This is a genomic window from Kitasatospora sp. NPDC040550 (assembly GCF_055594965.1).
The window spans coordinates 84,446-102,062 of record NZ_JBVIWC010000020.1 but is presented as its reverse complement, the minus strand read 5'-3'; the positions used below and the strand labels follow the sequence as shown (position 1 = coordinate 102,062).

Below are 17,617 nucleotides of genomic sequence, written 5' to 3'. Positions count from 1 at the left end.
CCTCACCCATGCGCGAATCCGTGCTGTCCGCTGTCCAGATCGTGCTCACCCTCGCCCTCGTGGCGTGGATGATCACCGGCTTCACGCCCCTGCCCGGCCGCTGGCTGCGCTGGAAGATGTTCTGCCGGGCCACCTTCACCATCGTCCACCTCACCGGCACCAAGGACGGCCACGCCGAGCCGGTCAACGTCTACGACCACCTCTCGCCCGGCTCCTTCATCCTCGGCACGCCCCAGCTCCAAGCGATCCTCGACCACCTCACCAACAGCGGCCGGTACGACCGGATCGACGGCACCGGCCGCGTCCTCACGGCCCGCGGCGAGCAGCCCGTGAAGGTGGTGAACAGCCGTGTGGTTGGTTGACGCGCTCACCTCCGGCTTCACCCACCCCACCGACCCCGGCAGGCTCCAGCTCTTCCGGATCATCTTCGGCACCGTACTCACCGCCCGGTTCGCACTCGCCCTCGGCCAGGGCGGCTGGGACCGCCTCAGCCCCGGCTCGCTCAGCCTCCACCTCGCCGAACAGCGCTTCGGACCCCGCCGGGCCCGGCTCCTCGCCAGCGTCTACCGGCCCGCACTGCTCATCCGTACGACCGCCGCACTCGCCCTGGCGCTCGGCATCGCCCCCCGCCTCGCGCTGCTGGTGGTCCTGGCCGGCGCCGCCATGGAACTGCTCTACCTCAAGAGCCCCAACGCCGTGCGCTACACCCTGCTGACCGGCTCCTGCCTCCTCGTCGCCGGGAACCTCGGCCACGGGCTGACCATCGAGCACGCCCCGAGCGCCGCGAACACGTGGGCCCTATGTCTCCTCGTGCTGATCACCACGGACATCTACTGGAACAGCGCCTGGCAGAAGCTCCGCAGCGACCAGTTCCGCACCGGCCTCTACCTCGCCCAGTGGGTCCACACCTACACCCAGGTCAGGGACCAACTCCCGCACCGCCGAGGCCAGTACGCCGTCCCCGCCTTCGTCCGCCGCCACCTGGGCAGCCTCACCGACCGCGACATCCGCATCTGGCGCCTGCTCGCGGCCACCGTCATCGCGGCGGAGCTCGCGCTGCCCATCGCGCTCCTCATCCCGCAGACGATGCCGTACGCCGTCGCGGCCGGCATCGCGATGCACGCCGCGTTCAGCTGTCTCAAGCCCCGGCAGCTGATCACCTTCTCCGGCCTCACCACCGGCACCTACGTGGCCTTCGTCGCCTGACCCTTCCCCCGGACCTCCGCAGCCGACACCAGGCCCGAGGACCGGGGGGGCCAGCGGGAACCGTGCACGTCGGTGCCGGGGTCCGCCCCGGCCGCCGCCACCACCGGGAAGCCGGACGTACCGTGAAGCCATGGCCGGGCGAATACGCCGGTGCGCGTACGTCATGTGCTCGAAGCCGCTGCCGGAGGGCTCCCGCAGCGACAAGCGGCCCGGCCCCGCGGTCAGGACTCGGCGCTGCGCCGGTTTCCGCCCCGGGAGCGGAAGGTGACCCCGGCGTCCTTGAGTAGCCGGTGCACGCCGCCGTAGGAGCGGCCCGTCTCCTGTGCCAGGGCCCGGATGCTCGTCCCGGAGTCGTACTTCTTCTTCAGGTCAGCGGCGAGCTTGTCGCGGTCCGGGCCGGGCGCGAGCCGGCGGGCCTTGGTCTTGTTCGACATGGGCGGATTCCTCCCTGGAAGGCGGCGGACGCTGCCATGATCGCGTGAGGCGGTGGCCGCGGCCACCGGTTCGGCGCAGGTGCTCGGACGAGAAGAAGGGGGCGGCTGATGACGATCACGGACCCGAGCCAGTGGGAGGACCTGTTCGTCCGCGACGTCGACGAACAGCCGGTGCAGTTCGTACGGCCTGCGGACACCGACCGCCCGGTGTGGGCGGTGTACGAGGCGGCGGTGTACGTCGGGAGCGTGACGGCGGAGGCGGACGGCGGCCGGCCGCTGTGGCGGGTCCAGGGAACGCGGGAGGCCCACCGCGACCTGGACGACGCGATCCGTGCCCTGCGGCGCCCGGCGTCGTGGACCCGCGAGCGCGAGCAGGTCGCCGCCTGGGCCCGCCGCCTTCTCGCCGACGAGACGCTCCTCGCGGTCGACGTGGAGACCACCGGCCTGGAGAACGCGTACGCGGTGCAGATCGCCGCCGTCGACCGCGCGGGCGCCGTGGTCTTCAACGAGTACGTGCAGCCGAACGCCGCCCTGGAGACGGCCGCCGTCGCCGTGCACGGCATCACCCCGGACCGCCTCGCCCAGGCCCCGGCCTTCGGCGAGCTGCTGCCCCGCCTCACCGACGTCTTCCACGGCAAGGTCGCGGTCGCCTACAAGATGGACTTCGACCGCGGCGTCATCGAGCGCGAGCTCCACCGCCATCACCACGGCGACGCCGCGGCGGCGGACGCGTGGCTGGGCCGGGTGCGGTGGGAGGACGCGATGGTGCCGTACGCGGTGTGGCGCGGACTGTGGTCGGCCAAGCGCGGCGCCTACCGCAACCAGCCGCTCGGCGGCCCGCACGACGCCGTCGCCGACGCGCGGCTCCTCATTGCGAAGCTCGAACAGATGGCCGCGACACCAGGCCAGCAGGGGCCGGGCCCGGCATGAGCCCCCCGAACCGGCGTCGCCGATCGCCTGAGCCGGGGCAGACCTCATACGGCCAGTGTCTTCGGCCCTGCTACAGGGCCCTCATCACCGCGACGACCTTGCCGAGGATCGCATCGTCGTCTCCTAGCCGGATCGGCGAGTAGGCCAGGTTGCACGGCATGAGCCACGTCCCGTCGTCTGCGATGCGGAGCTTCTTCACCGTTGCTTCGCCGCCGTCGAGGAGGGCAGCGACGATATCTCCGGGCTCGGCGGTGCTCTGGCGGCGCACGGTGACGATGTCGCGGTCGCGGATACCCGCGTCGATCATGCTCGTTCCGACGACCGTGAGCGCGAACAGGTCACCGTGCCCGACGACCGCACGCGGCATCGGGAGCACGTCCTCGACAGCCTGCTCGGCCGTGATGGGCGGGCCAGCGGCGATCTGCCCGATCAGCGGTACGTGCGCCACGAGGGCGGTGCGCTCGGCCTGTTCGGCCCGTGTCTCCAAGTAGGCGTCAGACGGTGTCGGCAACCGGTGGGGGTCGGCAAGCACCTGGGCGTGCGGAGCGAGTGCGTACGCCCGGGGCCTCTGCGGGTCCCGCCGCAAGAACCCCTTACGTTCGAGGGCCTGGAGCTGATGCGCGACGGAGCTGGTGCTGGAAAGGTGAACCGCCTGACCGATCTCGCGCATCGACGGCGGGTAGCCGCGCGAGCGGACGGATTCGAGGATGCATGCCAGGACGGCGCGCTGCCGGTCGGTCAGGCCGTCGGCGTCCTCACGGATTCCCGGGGGCCGGCCGGGAAGCGCATTGGCGACGTGCATGGAGCCCCCCATCGTCGATCTTGCTGGTACCGAACGTAACCCGGGCTCCTCGGCTTGGGGAACAGGGTTTCCATCCGTTCGGGTACCCGAACGGAGCGGGATGTTCAGCTAGGCCGGCGATCGGGCCCCTGTATCCCTCGTCCAGATGATGCGCAGGTCACAGCGCAGACGCCGCTGCTGACACTGCTCGCACCGCAGCAGCCGGGGTGCGAGAAGCGGACGTGATGTCGGCATGAGCAGACCCCAGGCGGGCCTAGGGTCCAGCGATATGACTCATCGCATCAGGATCGCGAGCAGGGCTTCGGTGATGGCCACGGCCCAGGTGGAGTGGTTGATGGCGGAGATCGTCCGGACGACGCCCGGCGTGGCACCGGAGTTCGTTCCGGTGTCCACCGAGGGCGACCGGTGGGCCGGACCTCTGTCGGAGCTGGGCGAGGGCGGGAAGGGCGCGTTCATCAGCGCGGTGACGGACCGCGTGCTCCAGGGGGAGGCCGACCTCGCGCTCCACTGCCTCAAGGACATGCCTGGCGACGTCCCGGCGCCGAAGGGGCTGATCTGCCTGTACCCCGCGCGCGACGACCTCAACGACGTCCTGGTCCACCCCGGCGGCCTGAAGCTGGACGACCTTCCGCCAGGCACCCGCGTGGGCACGTCCGCTCCGCGACGTATCGCCCAGCTGACGGCATCGCACCCCCACCTCGTGATCGTCCCCGTGCGCGGGAACGCCGACACCCGCCTCCAACTCGCCCACAGCGGCCAGGTCGACGCCGTAATCCTCGCCAACGCCGGGCTGCGCCGGATCGGACGGGAGGAGGAAGGGACAGAGATCCTCGGCGCGTACCGGATGGTGCCGGCCCTCGGTGCCGGTCAGCTGGCGATGCAAGTCCACGAGGACGATGCGGCCACGCGCGCGGTTCTCGCGCCGCTGGTGGACCCGCGAGCCACCCGGGCGGCGGTCGCAGAGCGGACGCTGCTGCGCGCCCTCGCCGGGCACTGCCACGCACCGATCGCCGGGCACGCGCTCGCCGACGAGTCCGGGGCGGTGCGCTTGGCGGGCCGCGTCTACGCACCCGACGGCTCCGTGGTGCTGTCGTCCGAGCTGACGGGGAACACCCCGGAGGCAGTGGGTCGCGGTGTGGCCGAGGACCTCATCGGCCAAGGTGCGAACGAGCTCCTCGCCGCGTCCCGACGAGCGTGACGTCCGGCTGGGAGAGGAGCCTAAGGCGCGCGTTCCGAACCACTGACGTGGGACTTGTCACAGCGTGTAACGAGGTCACGGTTGGCATCCAGTGGAAACCGCTCGGCATCATCGAGGGGTGTTCGCCAAGCTCCGCCGCCGTCGCCCCACCACACCGGCGCCTCCCCTTCCCCCTACCCCGCCCCCCGCGCCGACGGCAGATCCTGAGGTACCGGCCCGGGTCGCTCGTCTCCGTACGGCGCTGCTCCAAGCCGGACTCGACCTCGCCGAGCGCAGCGCTCCGGAACCGGCGTGGTTCTCCACCTTCCGCGCGGGCAACACCATCAGCCTCAGCGAGCTTCAGCAGCAGGAACTAACCGACCACCTGGCAGGAATCGCGGCGGCGAACGCTCTCGACGATGTCGCCTGCGCCCGGGCCCTCGACAAGATCGAGGCGATCGTCGTGCTCGGCGAGCTGCGGGCCGAGGGCATCGTTTTCGGGTGTTCCCCTGCGTCGATCATCAGGGAGACCTCTGCCGCCAATCTGCGTCACCTGGCTGCCCTCGCACGCGAAGCCAGCGAGGACGGTGCACCACCACCTCGTCCCGGCGCCTGAAAGCCGAGGTGGTGCGGACAGTGCGGCAACGGATGCCCGTGGATGCGGGAGATCAGCCTGTCCAGAGCTCCGAGGCCCGCACGATCGTCCAGTCCCATTCCTTGTTGTCGTCGACGCCAGGGACGAGGACCAGGTCCTCCTTGCCGTCACGAGCCTGGGTGCGGGCTTCTCCGAGCTTGACCAGGAGAGCAAGGTGGAAGTCCTCGGGCAGCGATGGCAGCGGTTCCGGCACCCCGAGTCCGAAGGCGTCCTTGTGGACCAACGTCACCGCGTCTTCGGAGCCGATTCGGGACGCGGTGACCTTGTCCACGGTCGCGCTCAGGTGGGTGATGGCGTCGGCACGGACGAGCTGCCCGCTCCGGCCCTCGTGCTGTGTCGTGCCCATGACCCAGATGTCGGGCATGCGGTTCCTCCCCAAGTGGATGATCCTCTTCCCGCCATCCTCGCTGATGGCGCCGACAAGCGTTCGGTTGCCTGTCAGTCCTGAGCGGGGATGAGCCCGTCAGGCTCTGCGGAGGTGCGGGCCAGGCTGGTGCAGCCCACTGCCCCGCGGAACCAGGTCTCCTGGCTGAAAGCGGGCAGGCACGAAAGCGAGATCAGGCCGGTGGCGAGGCCTTGGACGCGCTCTTCCCAGATCTGTACGAGGGCGATGGCCACCGTCTCGGCTTCCGCGGGCAGGACCTCGGACGGCTGGAACCAGATCCGGGCGAACAGCGTGCCGTGCTCCTCGGCGGCTGCGGCCAGACCTTGCTGCTCACCGAGGGCTCGGGCTTGGGCGGCGATGTCCGCGGGCATCGGGTGCGTGCCGATCACAGCGGCGGCCGGCACGGGCAGGTGGACCACGGCGTCGGCGAGCCTCTAGGCGACGGTCTCCGGAGCGGTGCCTGGCAGCAGTCCCACGCCCACGTGGAGGAGTGCTTCCGCCGCGTGCGCGCCGTTCACCCCTTGCCGCCGGCTCGGTCGGCGGGCCAGCTCGTAAGTGGGGCGTGGCGGAAGGCGAGAAGGTGCCAAGGAAGAACGGTCTCGGGTTCTCTGCCGCTCCCGGCCTGGATCCAGGCACCGCTGGCCCGGCGGCGCCACGGCCTACCCGCGCCGTCGGTGACCGCGGCGACAGGAGCCTTCGCCTCCTCCTGGTCCAGGGGGCCGTACGTCATCAGGTCGGGTCGCTGGGTACGGCGAAGAGCCGTCGTCCGCAGCTGGACGGTGAAGTGCTGGCGGAAGCCGGGGACGCGCCCGGCCTCGTTGGGGTCGAGCACGCAGTCGTCCGTGACCGCGAGGCCTGCCTGGCTACGGGCAAGCGCGCGGGCGGGCCCTGGAGCTGGGGGCGCCGGAGGGCGGTGGCCGGGCCAGTCCAACCCGTCGTCGTCGCCGTCCAGCAGCAGCTCGTAGGTGTGGGGCTCCTCGTGCTCGCCGTCGGCATGTCCCAGGGGCTTCCCGCAGTAGTGCATCGTCCAGTCGTCCCGCGTCATCCACCGTACTGGGCAGAGGGCGCTGCCGGACCCGTAGCGCACGCGCAGCACGGTACGCGGATCGCGGTCGGGGATCACGACCGCCGATCTTCCGAGGGCGGCCAGCGCCGCCATGGAGGCCCGGACTCCAGGATGGTCCGGCTGGCAGACGAGGGTGAGCGTGCCGCCCAGGACGGGGTCGCTCGAGAAGCTCGCCCCGTTCATCAGGCCGTCGGGGATCCTGCGGGCGGTCAGCGCGGCTCGCACGACGTCGGCCAGGTGGCGCGACGCCTCGGCACGGACGTACCCGGCCCGGGCGTAACGGCGGCGGGCCGGGTCGTACGTGGCCTCGTGGAGCCGGGCGGAGGGGACGGTGCGTGGCCGACGGCCGGTGTAGGCGTCGACGACAACGGATTCACTCGGGCCGGGGGCGGTGATCATCAAGCGGGTCGGCCGACGCTCCGGGGCACACGGCCGGAGCGATTCGTAGATCGCGCCGGCGACGGGTGGGAGAGTGCCGGTCACGGTGCCGCCACGGCGTCGGTCTCGAAGTTACGCGGCTTTGCCCAGGGGTAGGCCGCCCAGGCCTCGTCCAAGATCGGGTTGATGGCGGGCCGCCCGTCGGCGAGGGATCGTAGCGACCACCCTGCGGGCGTGGGCTGCTCGATCTGGGCGAGCAGCGCCTGTTCCAGACCGGGGTCGGTCGCGATTACGGCGTCCTCGAGTTCGCTCGCCGGGGCGACCAGCGTGGGCACGTCCGTGGTCGGCAGGGTGTCCCGGAAGTCGGGGGTGTTGACGAGGTGGTACGGCTCCATGGTGACCACGATGCCGAACATCGGGCGGTCGGTGGGGATATGCGTGAACTTCGGGTGCCGGTCACGGATCAGCTTCGCGGTGGTGGTGATCTGCTTCCCTATGGCCTTGCCCAGCTTCTTGTCCAGCTCGTCAGCGAACTCGTGCTGAGGGCCGAGCCGCAGCTTGGCGGTGGGCCGGACGGACTTGACTTCGACCAGCAGCACGAGGCCCGGCAGGACCACGATCCAGTCGACGCTCTTCTCTCCGTTCTTCCCGTAGACGATCTCCGGGAAGACCTCGACGCCGGGCAGAAGCCGGAGGTGGCGGCCGACGTACTGCTCGAACAGCTCAGCAAGATCCCTCGTGAACGCCAAGAACGTCTTGTCGTCCGTGTAGTGGTCCCGGCCCGTGTAGAACAGGCCCATGGGGCTGACCTTGCCCAGTACAGCGGGCGTGACCGGGATGAGGTAGTCGCATCCGTAGCCGCGGACCAGCGGGCGGGCTCGCAGCGGGTTGGGGGTGTAGCGCCGCAGCAGGGGATCGGAAGTCAGCAGGCCGGCCTCGACGCGGGCGCGCTCCTCTGTGGCGCTGGTAGCGAAGTGCCGTTCCACCACGGTCTTGATCGCCGCTCGGCTGGTCATGGCCTCGAAGACGGAGAGCTCGTTCTCGGGCAGCCAGGCAAGGTCGAACCGGCCCTGCCGGGCGGTCGCCACGGTGTACAGCAACAGCCCCAGCCCCACGTAGTCAGGCAGCGGGCAGCCGAGCAGGTCCTGCTCCCATCCGGCGGTGAGCACCTCCAACGGTCTGGACGGCCTGGTCTGAACGAGCACGGCGAGGCTGCGCGCGAGTTCGGAGAAGTCGTCTTCCTGCCAGGTGAACTGCTGGCCCGCGACCCGGAGCAGGAACCCTTCCAGGCGCTCACCGACGGGCAGGTGCCGCAGCGGGTCGTCCAAGGCCACGTACTGGGCGAGGATCTCGCGCAGGTCGTTCTCGGTGGCCACCTTCTGCCGGTGCTCGTTACCGTGGGCCAGCGACACCCAGGCCGCGTCCGCAAGACCCCAAGGCCTGTACAGCCCGGTGCGGTCGGTGGTCCACCGTTCCTTCGTCGGCCAATGCGCGCTCGTTCGCGCGATCAGCGGCAGGAGGGAGCTGGGCGGGTGCCGGCGGACTCTCTGGACGTACTCGCGGTCGGCGACGGGGGAGCGGAAGAACGAGCGGGCCATGCTCCTGATTGTTCCCTGCGGGCCGTACCGAACGGGCCTGAATTTCACGTTGCCTGAGTGTGCTTCAGGTTCCAGCACGTAGGGCTGAGGCGCGTAGCGGTCGGGTCCGGGGCGAGGGGGGTACACCCGGGACCCGACCGCTACGCCTACGGTACGCCGGGACGGACCACCAGCAGCATTACTTTTCGATCATGTTGTCCAGGTTCGAAGGAGTGCGGCGATTCTCTCTGCCGTGCACTCTTCGTTCCGGAGTTCGATGGCCAGGGCGCTGACCTTGGGCTGGTCAAGTTTGACCGGGAGGTCGCACCCAAGGAGGTAGCCGTAGGCGACGGCGATGGCGACGCGGACGTTGGAGCGTTCGAGCCAGCGGAGTCGGCCGAGGGTGTGCGCGAGCGCGGCCGCGCGGACGAACGGGCCGTCGTAGACCGTGGTCTCGGCCCAGATCGCTCGGTGCCGCTCGACGGCGGCGATGGCGACGCCGTAGTCGAGGATCGCAGGGTCCTCGTGGCCGGCCTCCCGGGCCACGTCGAGGATCCAGGACAGGTCGATGCTCAGCTGCTTCACGCCGCGGCTTCTCCGACCGCCTCATCGATGACGTCACCGAAGTCCGTGAGGACCTCTCGGGCGCCCGTCATGAACCGCTCGCGGGCGTCGACCGTGCTGTCCTCACGCACGAGCTCGCCCACGTAGTCATCGACGGACATGTGCCTCTGGTCAGCTCGCTCGCGGACGAGGGCTGCGGTCTCCCCGACGATCTGGACCGGGGTCTGCTGTGTGTCGGCCATGCCCTTGAAGGTACCGGGCCCGGCTGTCCTGTGGGAGACGTTCCTGACTAGGCCCCGATCAGCTCCTCGACGAGGAGGCGCGCGGCCTCGGAGTGGTCTGGGGACCCGCAGGTCCGTCGTGGGAAGCGGCGGCCGCCACTGCTGTCTCCGCCGACCTTGATGCAGGTCTGCTCAGCCGGCGCCCGGCGGGCCCTCTTCTTCTCTTCCTTGGGCAGCCGCAGCCACTCCACGTCGTCCTGGAACCAGCGCCAGACGATGCGGTCGATCATGTGGCGGGCCGCCCGGGCTTCCCTGGTCCCGGCCGTGGAGCACCGCTGTGCGGCCTCGTCGAGCGTCTTCCCCGTCCTCGTCCACCCCGCGCTGAGGTCTCCGGTGACGAGCCCGGCGCGGCTGAATTCACGCATGTGGCGAATGACGGTACGCTTCCCGAATCCAGTCTCCTGGATAAGACGGTCCAGGGATAGAAGGCCCTGTGCGGCCTCCATGATCATCCAGGTGTGGGCACCGTGGTGTCCGAGCCTCCCGCCGTGGGCGAACAGGTCGCTGGCCAACAGCTCAAGGAGCCACCCGACATGATCGCGAAGCGCGGACCTGGATCCCTCAATCCCTCCTGAAGGTCCCCCCAGCACCCCCCGGCGCCCGTTCCGGGCTTGTGTCAGACCTGTGTCTGGTGCTTCTGAAGTGGCAGCAGGCCGGTGGAGGAGCTCTCCGAGCAGGCTCTGCGGGAGGGTGACCCGCCGGTTCCCGTACTTCGGGTCCCGATCCAGTTCTTCCAGGTGGCCGGCGTCCACCGCGCGGGTCAGGGCGACGTTGCACGTCTCGTGGCTGAAGCCTGTGGCGTCGGAACAACGGCGGGAGCCCAGGGAGACGTCCAGGCGGGCTGCCGCGAGCATCTGGAGGCCGGCGAAGAAGGCGACGGCGAGATGGGACTGGCGGCCCTTCTGGCTCCAGTAGGCGGGCCCCAGGTCGGAGAGGAACTCCAGGAAGACGCCGACGGCCATGGTGACCTCCGGAGCGGGGTCTGCGGTCTCCGCGTGCCCTTCAGGGCGACGGGCTTCGACTTCGGCGGCGAGCATCCACTGACGGGTGAAGATCTTCTGGGCGTCGGCCTTGGACCGCTTGCGTCGCTTCGTGCTGCCAGCGACCCGCTCGGTGGTGATGTAGGCGAGGCCCGGGTACATGCCTGACCATGCGGTCTCCCAGCCCTCGTCACGGGAGAAGCGCGCGCGTACGAGGCCTCGTACGCAGGAGAACATCCGGTCGGAGTGCTGCTGGTGCGGCTCCAGGGGAGTGTGCAGGGCTGCCCGGGCTCGTTCGTCCAGGGCGCGCCGCTGGCCAGGGAGCTTCAGGTGGCCGTTCTCGTCGGTCTCAAGAGGACGGACGCGGTCCGCACCGTGCACGTCCACCACGCTCGGGGGGAGCCCCCCGCCGCTGGGTGCGGGTTTCCGGCCTTCATGATCGTTTTCCGCATAGGGCCTTCTATCCCCCACCGGCGTGTGCTCGTTCTCGGCCGGGGGGAGGAAAGGGAGTTCCTCCTCAAGCCACTGCGTGAGCATCTCGAACTGCGCGGGGGTGGCTCCGTGCTTCAGGCGGTCGATGGCCTCGTCGACGGTGACGCCGTCAAGGACGGAGTGTCCGCCGTCCCGGTGAGGAGAGCCTGGCGGCCGGAGTGCGCCGTAGCCGGACAGGTTGCTCAGGGGAAGCGGGTCGAAGGTGGGGAAGATCAGGTTGGCCGCGTGCGCGAAGCGACGGACGAGTTCGCCCGGGACTCCGGCCGGGACGGCGAACCAGACGTGCCGGCCTCCACTGGGGCCGGAGATCGCTCGTACATAGGGGATGCCGGCTGCGTCGAGGTAGGCCCCCAGCAGGTGGGCGTCGTTGGCTGCGAGGGCGATGCTGTGGTGCTTGGCGTCGAAGTCGCAGCCGATCCGGGTGAAGGGGGGATCAGTGTGACGCCCCTTCTTGGGGGTGAGGTAGACGACCACGGGCCGACCGGCCACGGCTGCGGCCTGGTCGACGGTGATCTCTTCCTCGTAGTACGCGGACCAGCTACCCGTCTTCTCGTCCCACGCCAGGGCGCGCATGTCGCGCCGCGGTGAGACAGAGGACAGAAAGCGGATGAGGGTAGCCCTATTGGGGCATTCGTCTTCTGGGACGGGGCCGTTGAGGCTTTCACCGGACACGCCGGGGAAAGGCAAGGGGGTGCCGTCCCGGGGGGTCGTTGCTACTATGACAACGTCCTCTCGGGTCAGAGAAGGACAGCAGTGAGCCCGGCCCGGCGGTTGGTCCCCGACAGGTTGGTCTCGCTACAGGTCGATATGGAGCGGGTCTCAGTGGTCGCCGTAGGAAGCAGCTGAGATCCCGGAGCAGAACTTTTTAGGGGAGGTAGCGGGGGAGCTGGCGTTCATCACGGGAAGCCTCTGTTGGTCTAGAACAGGGGCGTTTTCGTGTGTCTGGACGCCTTCCACCGCGGTCAGATCACCCGGTCATCGGCAGCTCCTCCTGAGTGGCAGCGTGCTCTGCCGCAGGCCAGTCCTTCGTGATCTTCCGCAGGGCTGCCTCCAGGCTGGCCGGGGTCAGCGGCTCGCCTTCGGATGCCTTGGTCTTGAGCAGCAGATCGATCACGACGTTGATGACGGTCGCGGCGGAGAGGTCCGGGTGGACCTGCTTGATCAGGCCCACGATGAACTCGGCGTTGTCCGGGTCGAAGGACAACGTCGTTCGCCAGGGGAGGCCGGATCCCGCGACGTACTCCACGGGACGGCCGCGCCGACGGCGCGTTATGGGTGTCCCCGGTGTGGTCATGGCGATCATCCTATGCGTCTCGACTAGTGATGTGCATCAATTCGGCCGCGTGTGTCGGCGAATTTTCTCGTGATCTCCGCCCTGGGCCAACCGCTGCACAGCCGTCCGGGGCTGCGTACCCTGGACTCTACGGCCTTCTATCCATCGCCACGGGCCAGGTGACGGGCTCATCGGAGGTGCTGGACCGCATGTCTGAGCAGACGCTTCACCCCGCCGTCGCGCGGATGTCCATGCTGGTCGAGACCTTGATCCGCCAGGAGCAGGCGGAGAAGAAGCGCGCTGCCAACCTCCGCTGGGTGGTGAAGGACGTCCAGGCCGCGGCCGAGCTCGACGAGTTCCCGGAGAAGGCCAGGACGTCCTTCGACGATCTGTTGACGCTGTCCACCTGGTGGGTGTACTCGGACCTGGCCAGCGCGGGACTCACACGAGAACGCCACCGGCATCCTGACCACGAGGTACAGGTGCCGGCCAGCAACAGCAGCATGCGCACCCGGGCGACCGCCTGGAACGCCGTTGCGAAGTTCCTCGGGCGCCCCGTCCGGTTCCCCCTCGCGCCGAAGGATCCACCGAAGGCTACCGTCGCCGACCGGCAGCGCCGCGCCTTGACCCGGGAGCTGTCCCGGCCCGCCCATACCCCCATGTCCGAGGCGGGGCGCGTGCGGACCCTCGCGATGTACGGAGTCATCCTCGACACCCGGGCTCGCTCTGGCGAGCTCGTCGAGATGACGACCCATGCCCTCGCTCCGGATCTGTCGACCATCTCGTTGATCCGGCGCCCCCAGGGCGTGGGGGAGGCGGCTCTGCCGATCGTCGAGACCATCCGCCTCAGCCAGTTCACCCGGGCGGCGCTGAGGGCGTGGCTCGACATCCGCGCTGAGAGGATCGAGTTCGTCGAGGGCACCAAGGACGCTCTGTGGGTGTCGCTCCGGAACAACCACTCCGGGCAGGGGCGCGGGATGCGCCGGCGCCCGTCCGGCATGCCGCTGCAGATCCGCGGCCTGGAGCGGGCCTACAGCCGGGCGATCTCGCAGCTCAACCGGGATATGCCCGAGAAGGAGTCGGCTTGGACACCTCTCCCGAGGACGGTCGAGCAGTTGAGGCGGTCCGTGAAGAAGATCGAGATCGTCCGTCTCGATCTGGCGGCCTAGGTGTGGCCAGGCCTCCCCCGTCCCGTCAGATCGACTGAGGGCGACCCGTGACGCCTTGGCCGACTGCTCGTTGTCCTGAGCAGAGGGAAGTCTCCCGGGCTCCCCTCTGCTCGCTCGGTCGAGCGGGTTCTTTCGGCTGGCCGTACACCAAACCTCCAGGAGAGGGCGACAGCCCAAAGAACCTCGACGAAGGGCCCGCACCTGAAGGTGCGGGCCCTTCGTCGTGCCTCGCCTCGCACGATCACCAAAACGGCCGTTTTAGTCACTCGCTCAGCCGACTGCCGAGCGGCACTCGAAGTCCTTTGACTCTGGGGCTCGTTGACTTCGTATACACATCGGACCTGGCATATTCGCTTTGGCTGGTTCCGTGTAGCTACTGTGTCGCGGCAAAGCCCATGTGGTCCCGTAGAGGGGCCTGACCCGCGACCGGCGTTAGCCGCCGAGGATGAGCACGGAGCCCGCGATTGGCCATGCGAGCACCCTGGTGACGCACGAGATCGACAGCGGCGGCCCCACCCCTGTTGGCCGCCACCTCACCGACTGGCGAATACGCCGAGGCCTCGGTGTAGCCAATTTGGCGACGCGCGCCGGCGTCCCGGGCCAACTGATCGAGGACCTGGAGGCGGGGGAGGAGTGGGTCGACCAAGGCCGCGTGCTGAGCTCGCTCGCCGCCGGTCTCCGGCTGGATCCGGCCGAGCTGACCGGCCAGCCGTACATGCCGTACGGGCCCGGCCACTCCACCGTGCACTCCCTCGGGTGGTTCGCACGCCGGCATCTGGCGCGCATACTCTCCGCGGACGGCGCCGGGGGAGAGGCTGATGAGGCTCGACTGGCCGAGCTCGCCGAGGGAGTGAGAGCGGCCGACGACGACGGCGAGCTCGCCTCCGCCGCCAAGATGGTTCCGGGGCTGCTGGAACTGATCGGCCCGCCGCGCCCCGAAGACGCCGACCGCAGGGGCGCCGCACTGCGCGCGGCCGCGCACGTGGCCGTGAGCCGGCTCCTGCGCCGCCTTGGGTACCGGGATCTCGCCTGGAACCTGCTGTCCCACGCCTGTCCCCCGCCGGAGGCTTACCCTGCGGTGCTCGGGGAAGAGGTCTGGCTGCTGCTGGACATGGGCCAGTCCGAGCTCGCCGTCGCCCGGGCTGTGCGGGGGGAGGCCGATGTCCCGGCCGAGGTTCTACTGCCGCTGGCCGTCGCGCACGCGGCGCTCGGGCAGGCGGCGGAGAGCGAGCACCTACTCGCATCTGCTCAGGAGAAGGCCATCAGCGCGTGGCAGCGATCCCAGGTCGCGTCCGCCGGGGCCTTTGCGGCAGCGGAGGGCGCTGCCTACGACGAGGTGCTCGCTCGGGCGGAGGGGGCGGCCGACCTTCCGGCCGGCGACCGCTCCGCCCTTCTTGTTCTCACCGCGTCCGCCCGAGCCAGGCTCGGCCAGTACGGGGCGGCGGTCGAGGATCTGGCGGCAGCGGAATCCCTCGCGCCGTTGCACACCCGGTTGGACCCGCTGGCTCGCGAGCTTGTGAGCGTGCTCCCCGCCCGCGCCCGGGAACACGCCGATGTCCTGGGCGGGATCGCGGCGCGGCTCAGCATGAAGTGATCTCGGTCTGTTCCGGGAATGCCGGGTTGCGGCGGCCACACCTGGCCTAACCTACGCATGATCCAGGGGAGTTGGGCAGGCGATCATGGACGAGCGGCAGCAGGAGCGGGCCAAGCAGATCGGCACGAGAGTGCGGACGCTCCGCGGCAAGAGGGGCTTGACTCTCCGTGAGCTGGCCGGCCTCGCGGGTGTCTCGAACAGCTACTTGTCGATGATCGAGGGCGGGAAGCGACTCCTGAGGGACTCCTCCTACATCAGCGCGCTCGCCGACGCGCTGAAGGTCGCGCCGGCGGAGCTGCTCGGGCAGCCCTTCCTCCCTGTGGACCCGCACGCCACGGAGGCCCATGCCGCGATCCCGGCACTGCGGCTGACGTTGATGGGCATGACTCTGGGGAGCCCGCCGGACCGTCGGCCACCGGCGGAGCCTGTGACGCGGCTGGCAGCGCGGGTGCGGCGGGCGAACCGGCTGTACCACTCGGCGGAGTACGGCGCCCTGGCGGTGAGGCTTCCGGAGTTATTGGCGGACCTCCAGGCGGCGGCCGCGGCGAGCGAGGGTCGTACGCGGCTGAGGGTGCTGCGGCTGTTGGCGGATGCCTATCACCCAGCGTGCACCCTGATGCTCAAGTCGCTCGGCTACACGGATCTGGCCTTCATCGCGGTCACCCGGGCCAGCGAAGCCATCGCCGAACTCGAGGACCCGGTCTACACCGCTCTAAGCGGCTTCTTCGCGACGCACATCCTCATGGCGGCCGGGAGCCCCCAGCAGGCGTTGTCCAAGGCGACAGCCACGGTGAACCTCCTGGAACGCCACCTCGATCTCCCCAATGCCGAGGCGCTGCTCGGCGAGCTCCATCTGATCTCGGCCACGACCATCACCAAGGACCCGAGCCGACCTGCTCGTGACCGCACGTCCGACGTCCGCTCACACCTGACCGAGGCGGCGCGCCTGGCGACCGGGATCGGGGAGACGCGCGCCCTCCATCTCAACTTCGGACCCACGAACGTCCAGATCCACCGGGTCAGCCTCAACACGGATCTCGGGCACCACGGCGACGCGGTCACGGCGGCTACCGGCGTGCATCCCGAGATCATCAATGCGCCCGGCCGGCAGGCGGCCTACCACTCCGATCTGGGACGGGCACTCGTTCACGTACGCGGGCAGGAATCGGCCGCAGCCGAGCGGTTCCTGCGGGCGGAGCTGATCGCCCCCCAGCGGGTCCACGCCGATGCGCTGATCGGAGACTCCGTCAGCTACCTCCTCGGGAAGCGGCTGCCCTCTCATGTGCAGCGCGACCTTGCCGGCCTGGCGCACCGGATGGGCATCAGCCGGTAGCTCCTACGGCAGTTCGCGGGGACACCAGCCGCGTTCCCTTCCTCAGCACCCGCGATGAAAACGTCCGTTTTTGCACGCTGCCCGGTGCTGTTGCAGGGATTTCGCATGTTCACGGCTGTGAGCAAACAGGGGTGTGTCTCCGTCTACGGTCTGGCTCCGGCTTCGCGAGGAGAGTCTCCCCGCGAAGCCGGGACGCACGACTCCGAGGGCGCCGGCTTCCGGTGCCCGGCTCCGTAGGCGAGAGAGGGAAGCCGATGCTCGAATCCGTGCGCCACCTGGAAGAGGTGGCCCGCGAGTGGAAGATCAACCCCGAGGACGTGCTGCTCATCGCGCTGAACAGCTGCGGGGCGCGTTCGCCGCTGGACAAGCCGCGGATGCGGTTCCAGCTGGCGCTGGACTCGCGGCCGGCCGACCCGTCGTACCTGATCCTCTCGCTGGGCCGCGAGGACTCGCCGTTCGAGATCGACGAGCGCGAGCTGAGGCTGCACGGTGAGCGGGTCGGCGCGGTCACCGGCATCGAGGACGATGACGCCGTGCTGGGCTACTGGCGCAACGGCACCAAGATGCTCACCCTGAACTCCAACCAGCGGTCCCAGTGCGTCGGGTGCACGTTCTGCCCGAACACCCTGGAGGGCGCGTCGGACCCGGCGATCCGCGAACTCGACCTGCCCGGCTACTTCGCCACCCTCGCGGCGAACTCCGGGATGCCGGACCTGTCGGGGGTCGAGACCGTCACGGTGTGCACCGGGTGCTTCCTGTACGAGCACCTCGCCCTGGAGCACCTGGAGGGCGTGCGCGCCGCGATGCGCAGCACCGGCTGCGAGGGGACGCTGCACTTCCTGTCGTCGGTGCTCACCAGCGAGGCGGGCCTGGACCGGGCCGCCGGGCTCGGACCGTTCCACCTGACGCTGACGGTGGAGTGCTTCACCAACCGGGCGAACATCCTCAAGCAGTCCAAGGCCGCGCTGACGGTCGACCAGATGGTCGCCACGCTCGGGGCGGCGAAGGAGCGGGGCATCACCACGGACTTCACCTACATCGTGGGTCTGGACCCGATCGAGGAGGCCGTGGAGAACCTGAAGCGGCTGGTGCCGGTGACGACGACGTTCCCGCGGTTCCAGACGTTCCAGGCGCACAACCCCTTCATGGACGTCTACCGCGCGCCGGGGTCGGACACGATCGAGTGGAACCTGGCCATGCGCCGCGCGGTCGAGGAGCTGTTCGCGGAGACGGGGCTGCGGCCGCAGTGGTGGCAGAACTACCGCTCGCCGTGGGCGTACACCTTCGCCGGGGAGCAGCTGACCGGGGCGCGGATCTGATG

The 17,617-nt window shown here is 69.7% G+C and carries 19 protein-coding genes; 9 read left to right on the top strand and 10 right to left on the bottom strand.

Annotated elements, in window-relative coordinates; genetic code table 11:
- Positions 1-8 precede the first annotated feature (8 nt).
- Together ACZ58X_RS27070 and ACZ58X_RS27065 are read left to right on the top strand one after the other, a co-directional pair.
- On the top strand, positions 9-362 hold the full coding sequence (locus ACZ58X_RS27070; protein ID WP_470336178.1) for a hypothetical protein: 354 nt from the start codon (positions 9-11) through the stop codon (positions 360-362).
- The gene (locus tag ACZ58X_RS27065; protein ID WP_470336177.1) at positions 349-1,206 is read left to right on the top strand and encodes a hypothetical protein; all 858 of its coding nucleotides are present in this window, start codon (positions 349-351) and stop codon (positions 1,204-1,206) included. Before ACZ58X_RS27070 ends, ACZ58X_RS27065 begins: the two co-directional genes overlap by 14 nt.
- 221 nt (positions 1,207-1,427) lie before the next feature.
- Here ACZ58X_RS27065 and ACZ58X_RS27060 read toward each other — a convergent pair whose 3' ends face one another.
- Positions 1,428-1,640 carry a helix-turn-helix domain-containing protein gene (locus ACZ58X_RS27060; protein ID WP_470336176.1) on the bottom strand — a complete coding sequence of 71 codons (213 nt, stop codon included), beginning with the start codon at positions 1,638-1,640 and terminating at the stop codon, positions 1,428-1,430.
- A gap of 108 nt (positions 1,641-1,748) precedes the next feature.
- Between ACZ58X_RS27060 and ACZ58X_RS27055 the strand changes: the two genes are divergently transcribed.
- Positions 1,749-2,570 carry a 3'-5' exonuclease gene (locus ACZ58X_RS27055; RefSeq protein WP_470336175.1) on the top strand — a complete coding sequence of 274 codons (822 nt, stop codon included), beginning with the start codon at positions 1,749-1,751 and terminating at the stop codon, positions 2,568-2,570.
- A 70-nt stretch (positions 2,571-2,640) separates the two neighbouring features.
- On the opposite strand, the gene lexA is transcribed toward ACZ58X_RS27055, so the two are convergent.
- Positions 2,641-3,372 (bottom strand): transcriptional repressor LexA, encoded by a 732-nt coding sequence (lexA, locus tag ACZ58X_RS27050; protein WP_470336174.1) that lies wholly within the window; start codon positions 3,370-3,372, stop codon positions 2,641-2,643.
- A gap of 232 nt (positions 3,373-3,604) precedes the next feature.
- On the opposite strand from lexA, the gene hemC reads away from it, so the two are divergent.
- Together hemC and ACZ58X_RS27040 are read left to right on the top strand one after the other, a co-directional pair.
- Complete coding sequence (hemC, locus tag ACZ58X_RS27045; RefSeq protein ID WP_470336173.1) at positions 3,605-4,570, top strand: hydroxymethylbilane synthase; 966 nt, start codon at positions 3,605-3,607, stop codon at positions 4,568-4,570.
- Between the two features lie 118 nt (positions 4,571-4,688).
- The gene (locus ACZ58X_RS27040; RefSeq protein WP_470336172.1) at positions 4,689-5,165 is read left to right on the top strand and encodes a hypothetical protein; all 477 of its coding nucleotides are present in this window, start codon (positions 4,689-4,691) and stop codon (positions 5,163-5,165) included.
- Positions 5,166-5,217: 52 nt separating this feature from the next.
- On the opposite strand, the gene ACZ58X_RS27035 is transcribed toward ACZ58X_RS27040, so the two are convergent.
- From ACZ58X_RS27035 to ACZ58X_RS27000, 8 genes are all read right to left on the bottom strand, one after another.
- The gene (locus tag ACZ58X_RS27035; protein WP_362412283.1) at positions 5,218-5,568 is read right to left on the bottom strand and encodes a hypothetical protein; all 351 of its coding nucleotides are present in this window, start codon (positions 5,566-5,568) and stop codon (positions 5,218-5,220) included.
- A gap of 74 nt (positions 5,569-5,642) precedes the next feature.
- On the bottom strand, positions 5,643-6,008 hold the full coding sequence (locus ACZ58X_RS27030) for a hypothetical protein (RefSeq protein WP_470336171.1): 366 nt from the start codon (positions 6,006-6,008) through the stop codon (positions 5,643-5,645).
- A gap of 95 nt (positions 6,009-6,103) precedes the next feature.
- On the bottom strand, positions 6,104-7,054 hold the full coding sequence (locus ACZ58X_RS27025; RefSeq protein WP_470336170.1) for a hypothetical protein: 951 nt from the start codon (positions 7,052-7,054) through the stop codon (positions 6,104-6,106).
- 80 nt (positions 7,055-7,134) lie between these two features.
- The gene (locus ACZ58X_RS27020; RefSeq protein ID WP_470336169.1) at positions 7,135-8,631 is read right to left on the bottom strand and encodes a hypothetical protein; all 1,497 of its coding nucleotides are present in this window, start codon (positions 8,629-8,631) and stop codon (positions 7,135-7,137) included.
- 189 nt (positions 8,632-8,820) lie between these two features.
- Positions 8,821-9,195, bottom strand: coding sequence for a fic family toxin-antitoxin system, toxin component (locus ACZ58X_RS27015; RefSeq protein ID WP_470336168.1), 375 nt, complete (start codon positions 9,193-9,195; stop codon positions 8,821-8,823).
- Positions 9,192-9,416, bottom strand: coding sequence for a hypothetical protein (locus ACZ58X_RS27010; RefSeq protein WP_470336167.1), 225 nt, complete (start codon positions 9,414-9,416; stop codon positions 9,192-9,194). The genes ACZ58X_RS27015 and ACZ58X_RS27010 overlap by 4 nt, the downstream gene beginning before the upstream one ends.
- Positions 9,417-9,463: 47 nt before the next feature.
- Complete coding sequence (locus tag ACZ58X_RS27005; RefSeq protein WP_470336166.1) at positions 9,464-11,500, bottom strand: hypothetical protein; 2,037 nt, start codon at positions 11,498-11,500, stop codon at positions 9,464-9,466.
- 394 nt (positions 11,501-11,894) lie between these two features.
- On the bottom strand, positions 11,895-12,221 hold the full coding sequence (locus ACZ58X_RS27000; protein WP_470336165.1) for a hypothetical protein: 327 nt from the start codon (positions 12,219-12,221) through the stop codon (positions 11,895-11,897).
- 188 nt (positions 12,222-12,409) lie between these two features.
- Here ACZ58X_RS27000 and ACZ58X_RS26995 point away from each other — a divergent pair, with 188 nt between their 5' ends.
- From ACZ58X_RS26995 to ACZ58X_RS26980, 4 genes are all read left to right on the top strand, one after another.
- Complete coding sequence (locus tag ACZ58X_RS26995; protein ID WP_470336164.1) at positions 12,410-13,369, top strand: hypothetical protein; 960 nt, start codon at positions 12,410-12,412, stop codon at positions 13,367-13,369.
- Between the two features lie 445 nt (positions 13,370-13,814).
- Entirely contained in the window at positions 13,815-14,963 is a 1,149-nt protein-coding gene (locus ACZ58X_RS26990) for a helix-turn-helix domain-containing protein (protein ID WP_470336163.1), read from the top strand.
- 85 nt (positions 14,964-15,048) lie between these two features.
- Positions 15,049-16,296, top strand: a complete 1,248-nt coding sequence (locus ACZ58X_RS26985) for a helix-turn-helix domain-containing protein (RefSeq protein WP_470336162.1) — start codon at positions 15,049-15,051, stop codon at positions 16,294-16,296.
- Between the two features lie 254 nt (positions 16,297-16,550).
- The gene (locus ACZ58X_RS26980) at positions 16,551-17,615 is read left to right on the top strand and encodes a radical SAM family protein (protein WP_470336161.1); all 1,065 of its coding nucleotides are present in this window, start codon (positions 16,551-16,553) and stop codon (positions 17,613-17,615) included.
- The last annotated feature ends 2 nt before the right edge of the window (positions 17,616-17,617 follow it).

What these genes read in the sequence shown, in the direction of transcription:
- ACZ58X_RS27070 (WP_470336178.1), top strand. Translation starts at nt 9, where the DNA reads ATGCGCGAATCCGTGCTGTCCGCTGTCCAGATCGTGCTCACCCTCGCC.
- ACZ58X_RS27060 (WP_470336176.1), bottom strand. Translation starts at nt 1,640, where the DNA reads ATGTCGAACAAGACCAAGGCCCGCCGGCTCGCGCCCGGCCCGGACCGC.
- ACZ58X_RS27055 (WP_470336175.1), top strand. Translation starts at nt 1,749, where the DNA reads ATGACGATCACGGACCCGAGCCAGTGGGAGGACCTGTTCGTCCGCGAC.
- lexA (WP_470336174.1), bottom strand. Translation starts at nt 3,372, where the DNA reads ATGCACGTCGCCAATGCGCTTCCCGGCCGGCCCCCGGGAATCCGTGAG.
- hemC (WP_470336173.1), top strand. Translation starts at nt 3,605, where the DNA reads ATGAGCAGACCCCAGGCGGGCCTAGGGTCCAGCGATATGACTCATCGC.
- ACZ58X_RS27035 (WP_362412283.1), bottom strand. Translation starts at nt 5,568, where the DNA reads ATGCCCGACATCTGGGTCATGGGCACGACACAGCACGAGGGCCGGAGC.
- ACZ58X_RS27025 (WP_470336170.1), bottom strand. Translation starts at nt 7,054, where the DNA reads ATGATCACCGCCCCCGGCCCGAGTGAATCCGTTGTCGTCGACGCCTAC.
- ACZ58X_RS27020 (WP_470336169.1), bottom strand. Translation starts at nt 8,631, where the DNA reads ATGGCCCGCTCGTTCTTCCGCTCCCCCGTCGCCGACCGCGAGTACGTC.
- ACZ58X_RS27010 (WP_470336167.1), bottom strand. Translation starts at nt 9,416, where the DNA reads ATGGCCGACACACAGCAGACCCCGGTCCAGATCGTCGGGGAGACCGCA.
- ACZ58X_RS27005 (WP_470336166.1), bottom strand. Translation starts at nt 11,500, where the DNA reads ATGCGCGCCCTGGCGTGGGACGAGAAGACGGGTAGCTGGTCCGCGTAC.
- ACZ58X_RS27000 (WP_470336165.1), bottom strand. Translation starts at nt 12,221, where the DNA reads ATGACCACACCGGGGACACCCATAACGCGCCGTCGGCGCGGCCGTCCC.
- ACZ58X_RS26995 (WP_470336164.1), top strand. Translation starts at nt 12,410, where the DNA reads ATGTCTGAGCAGACGCTTCACCCCGCCGTCGCGCGGATGTCCATGCTG.
- ACZ58X_RS26990 (WP_470336163.1), top strand. Translation starts at nt 13,815, where the DNA reads ATGAGCACGGAGCCCGCGATTGGCCATGCGAGCACCCTGGTGACGCAC.
- ACZ58X_RS26985 (WP_470336162.1), top strand. Translation starts at nt 15,049, where the DNA reads ATGGACGAGCGGCAGCAGGAGCGGGCCAAGCAGATCGGCACGAGAGTG.
- ACZ58X_RS26980 (WP_470336161.1), top strand. Translation starts at nt 16,551, where the DNA reads ATGCTCGAATCCGTGCGCCACCTGGAAGAGGTGGCCCGCGAGTGGAAG.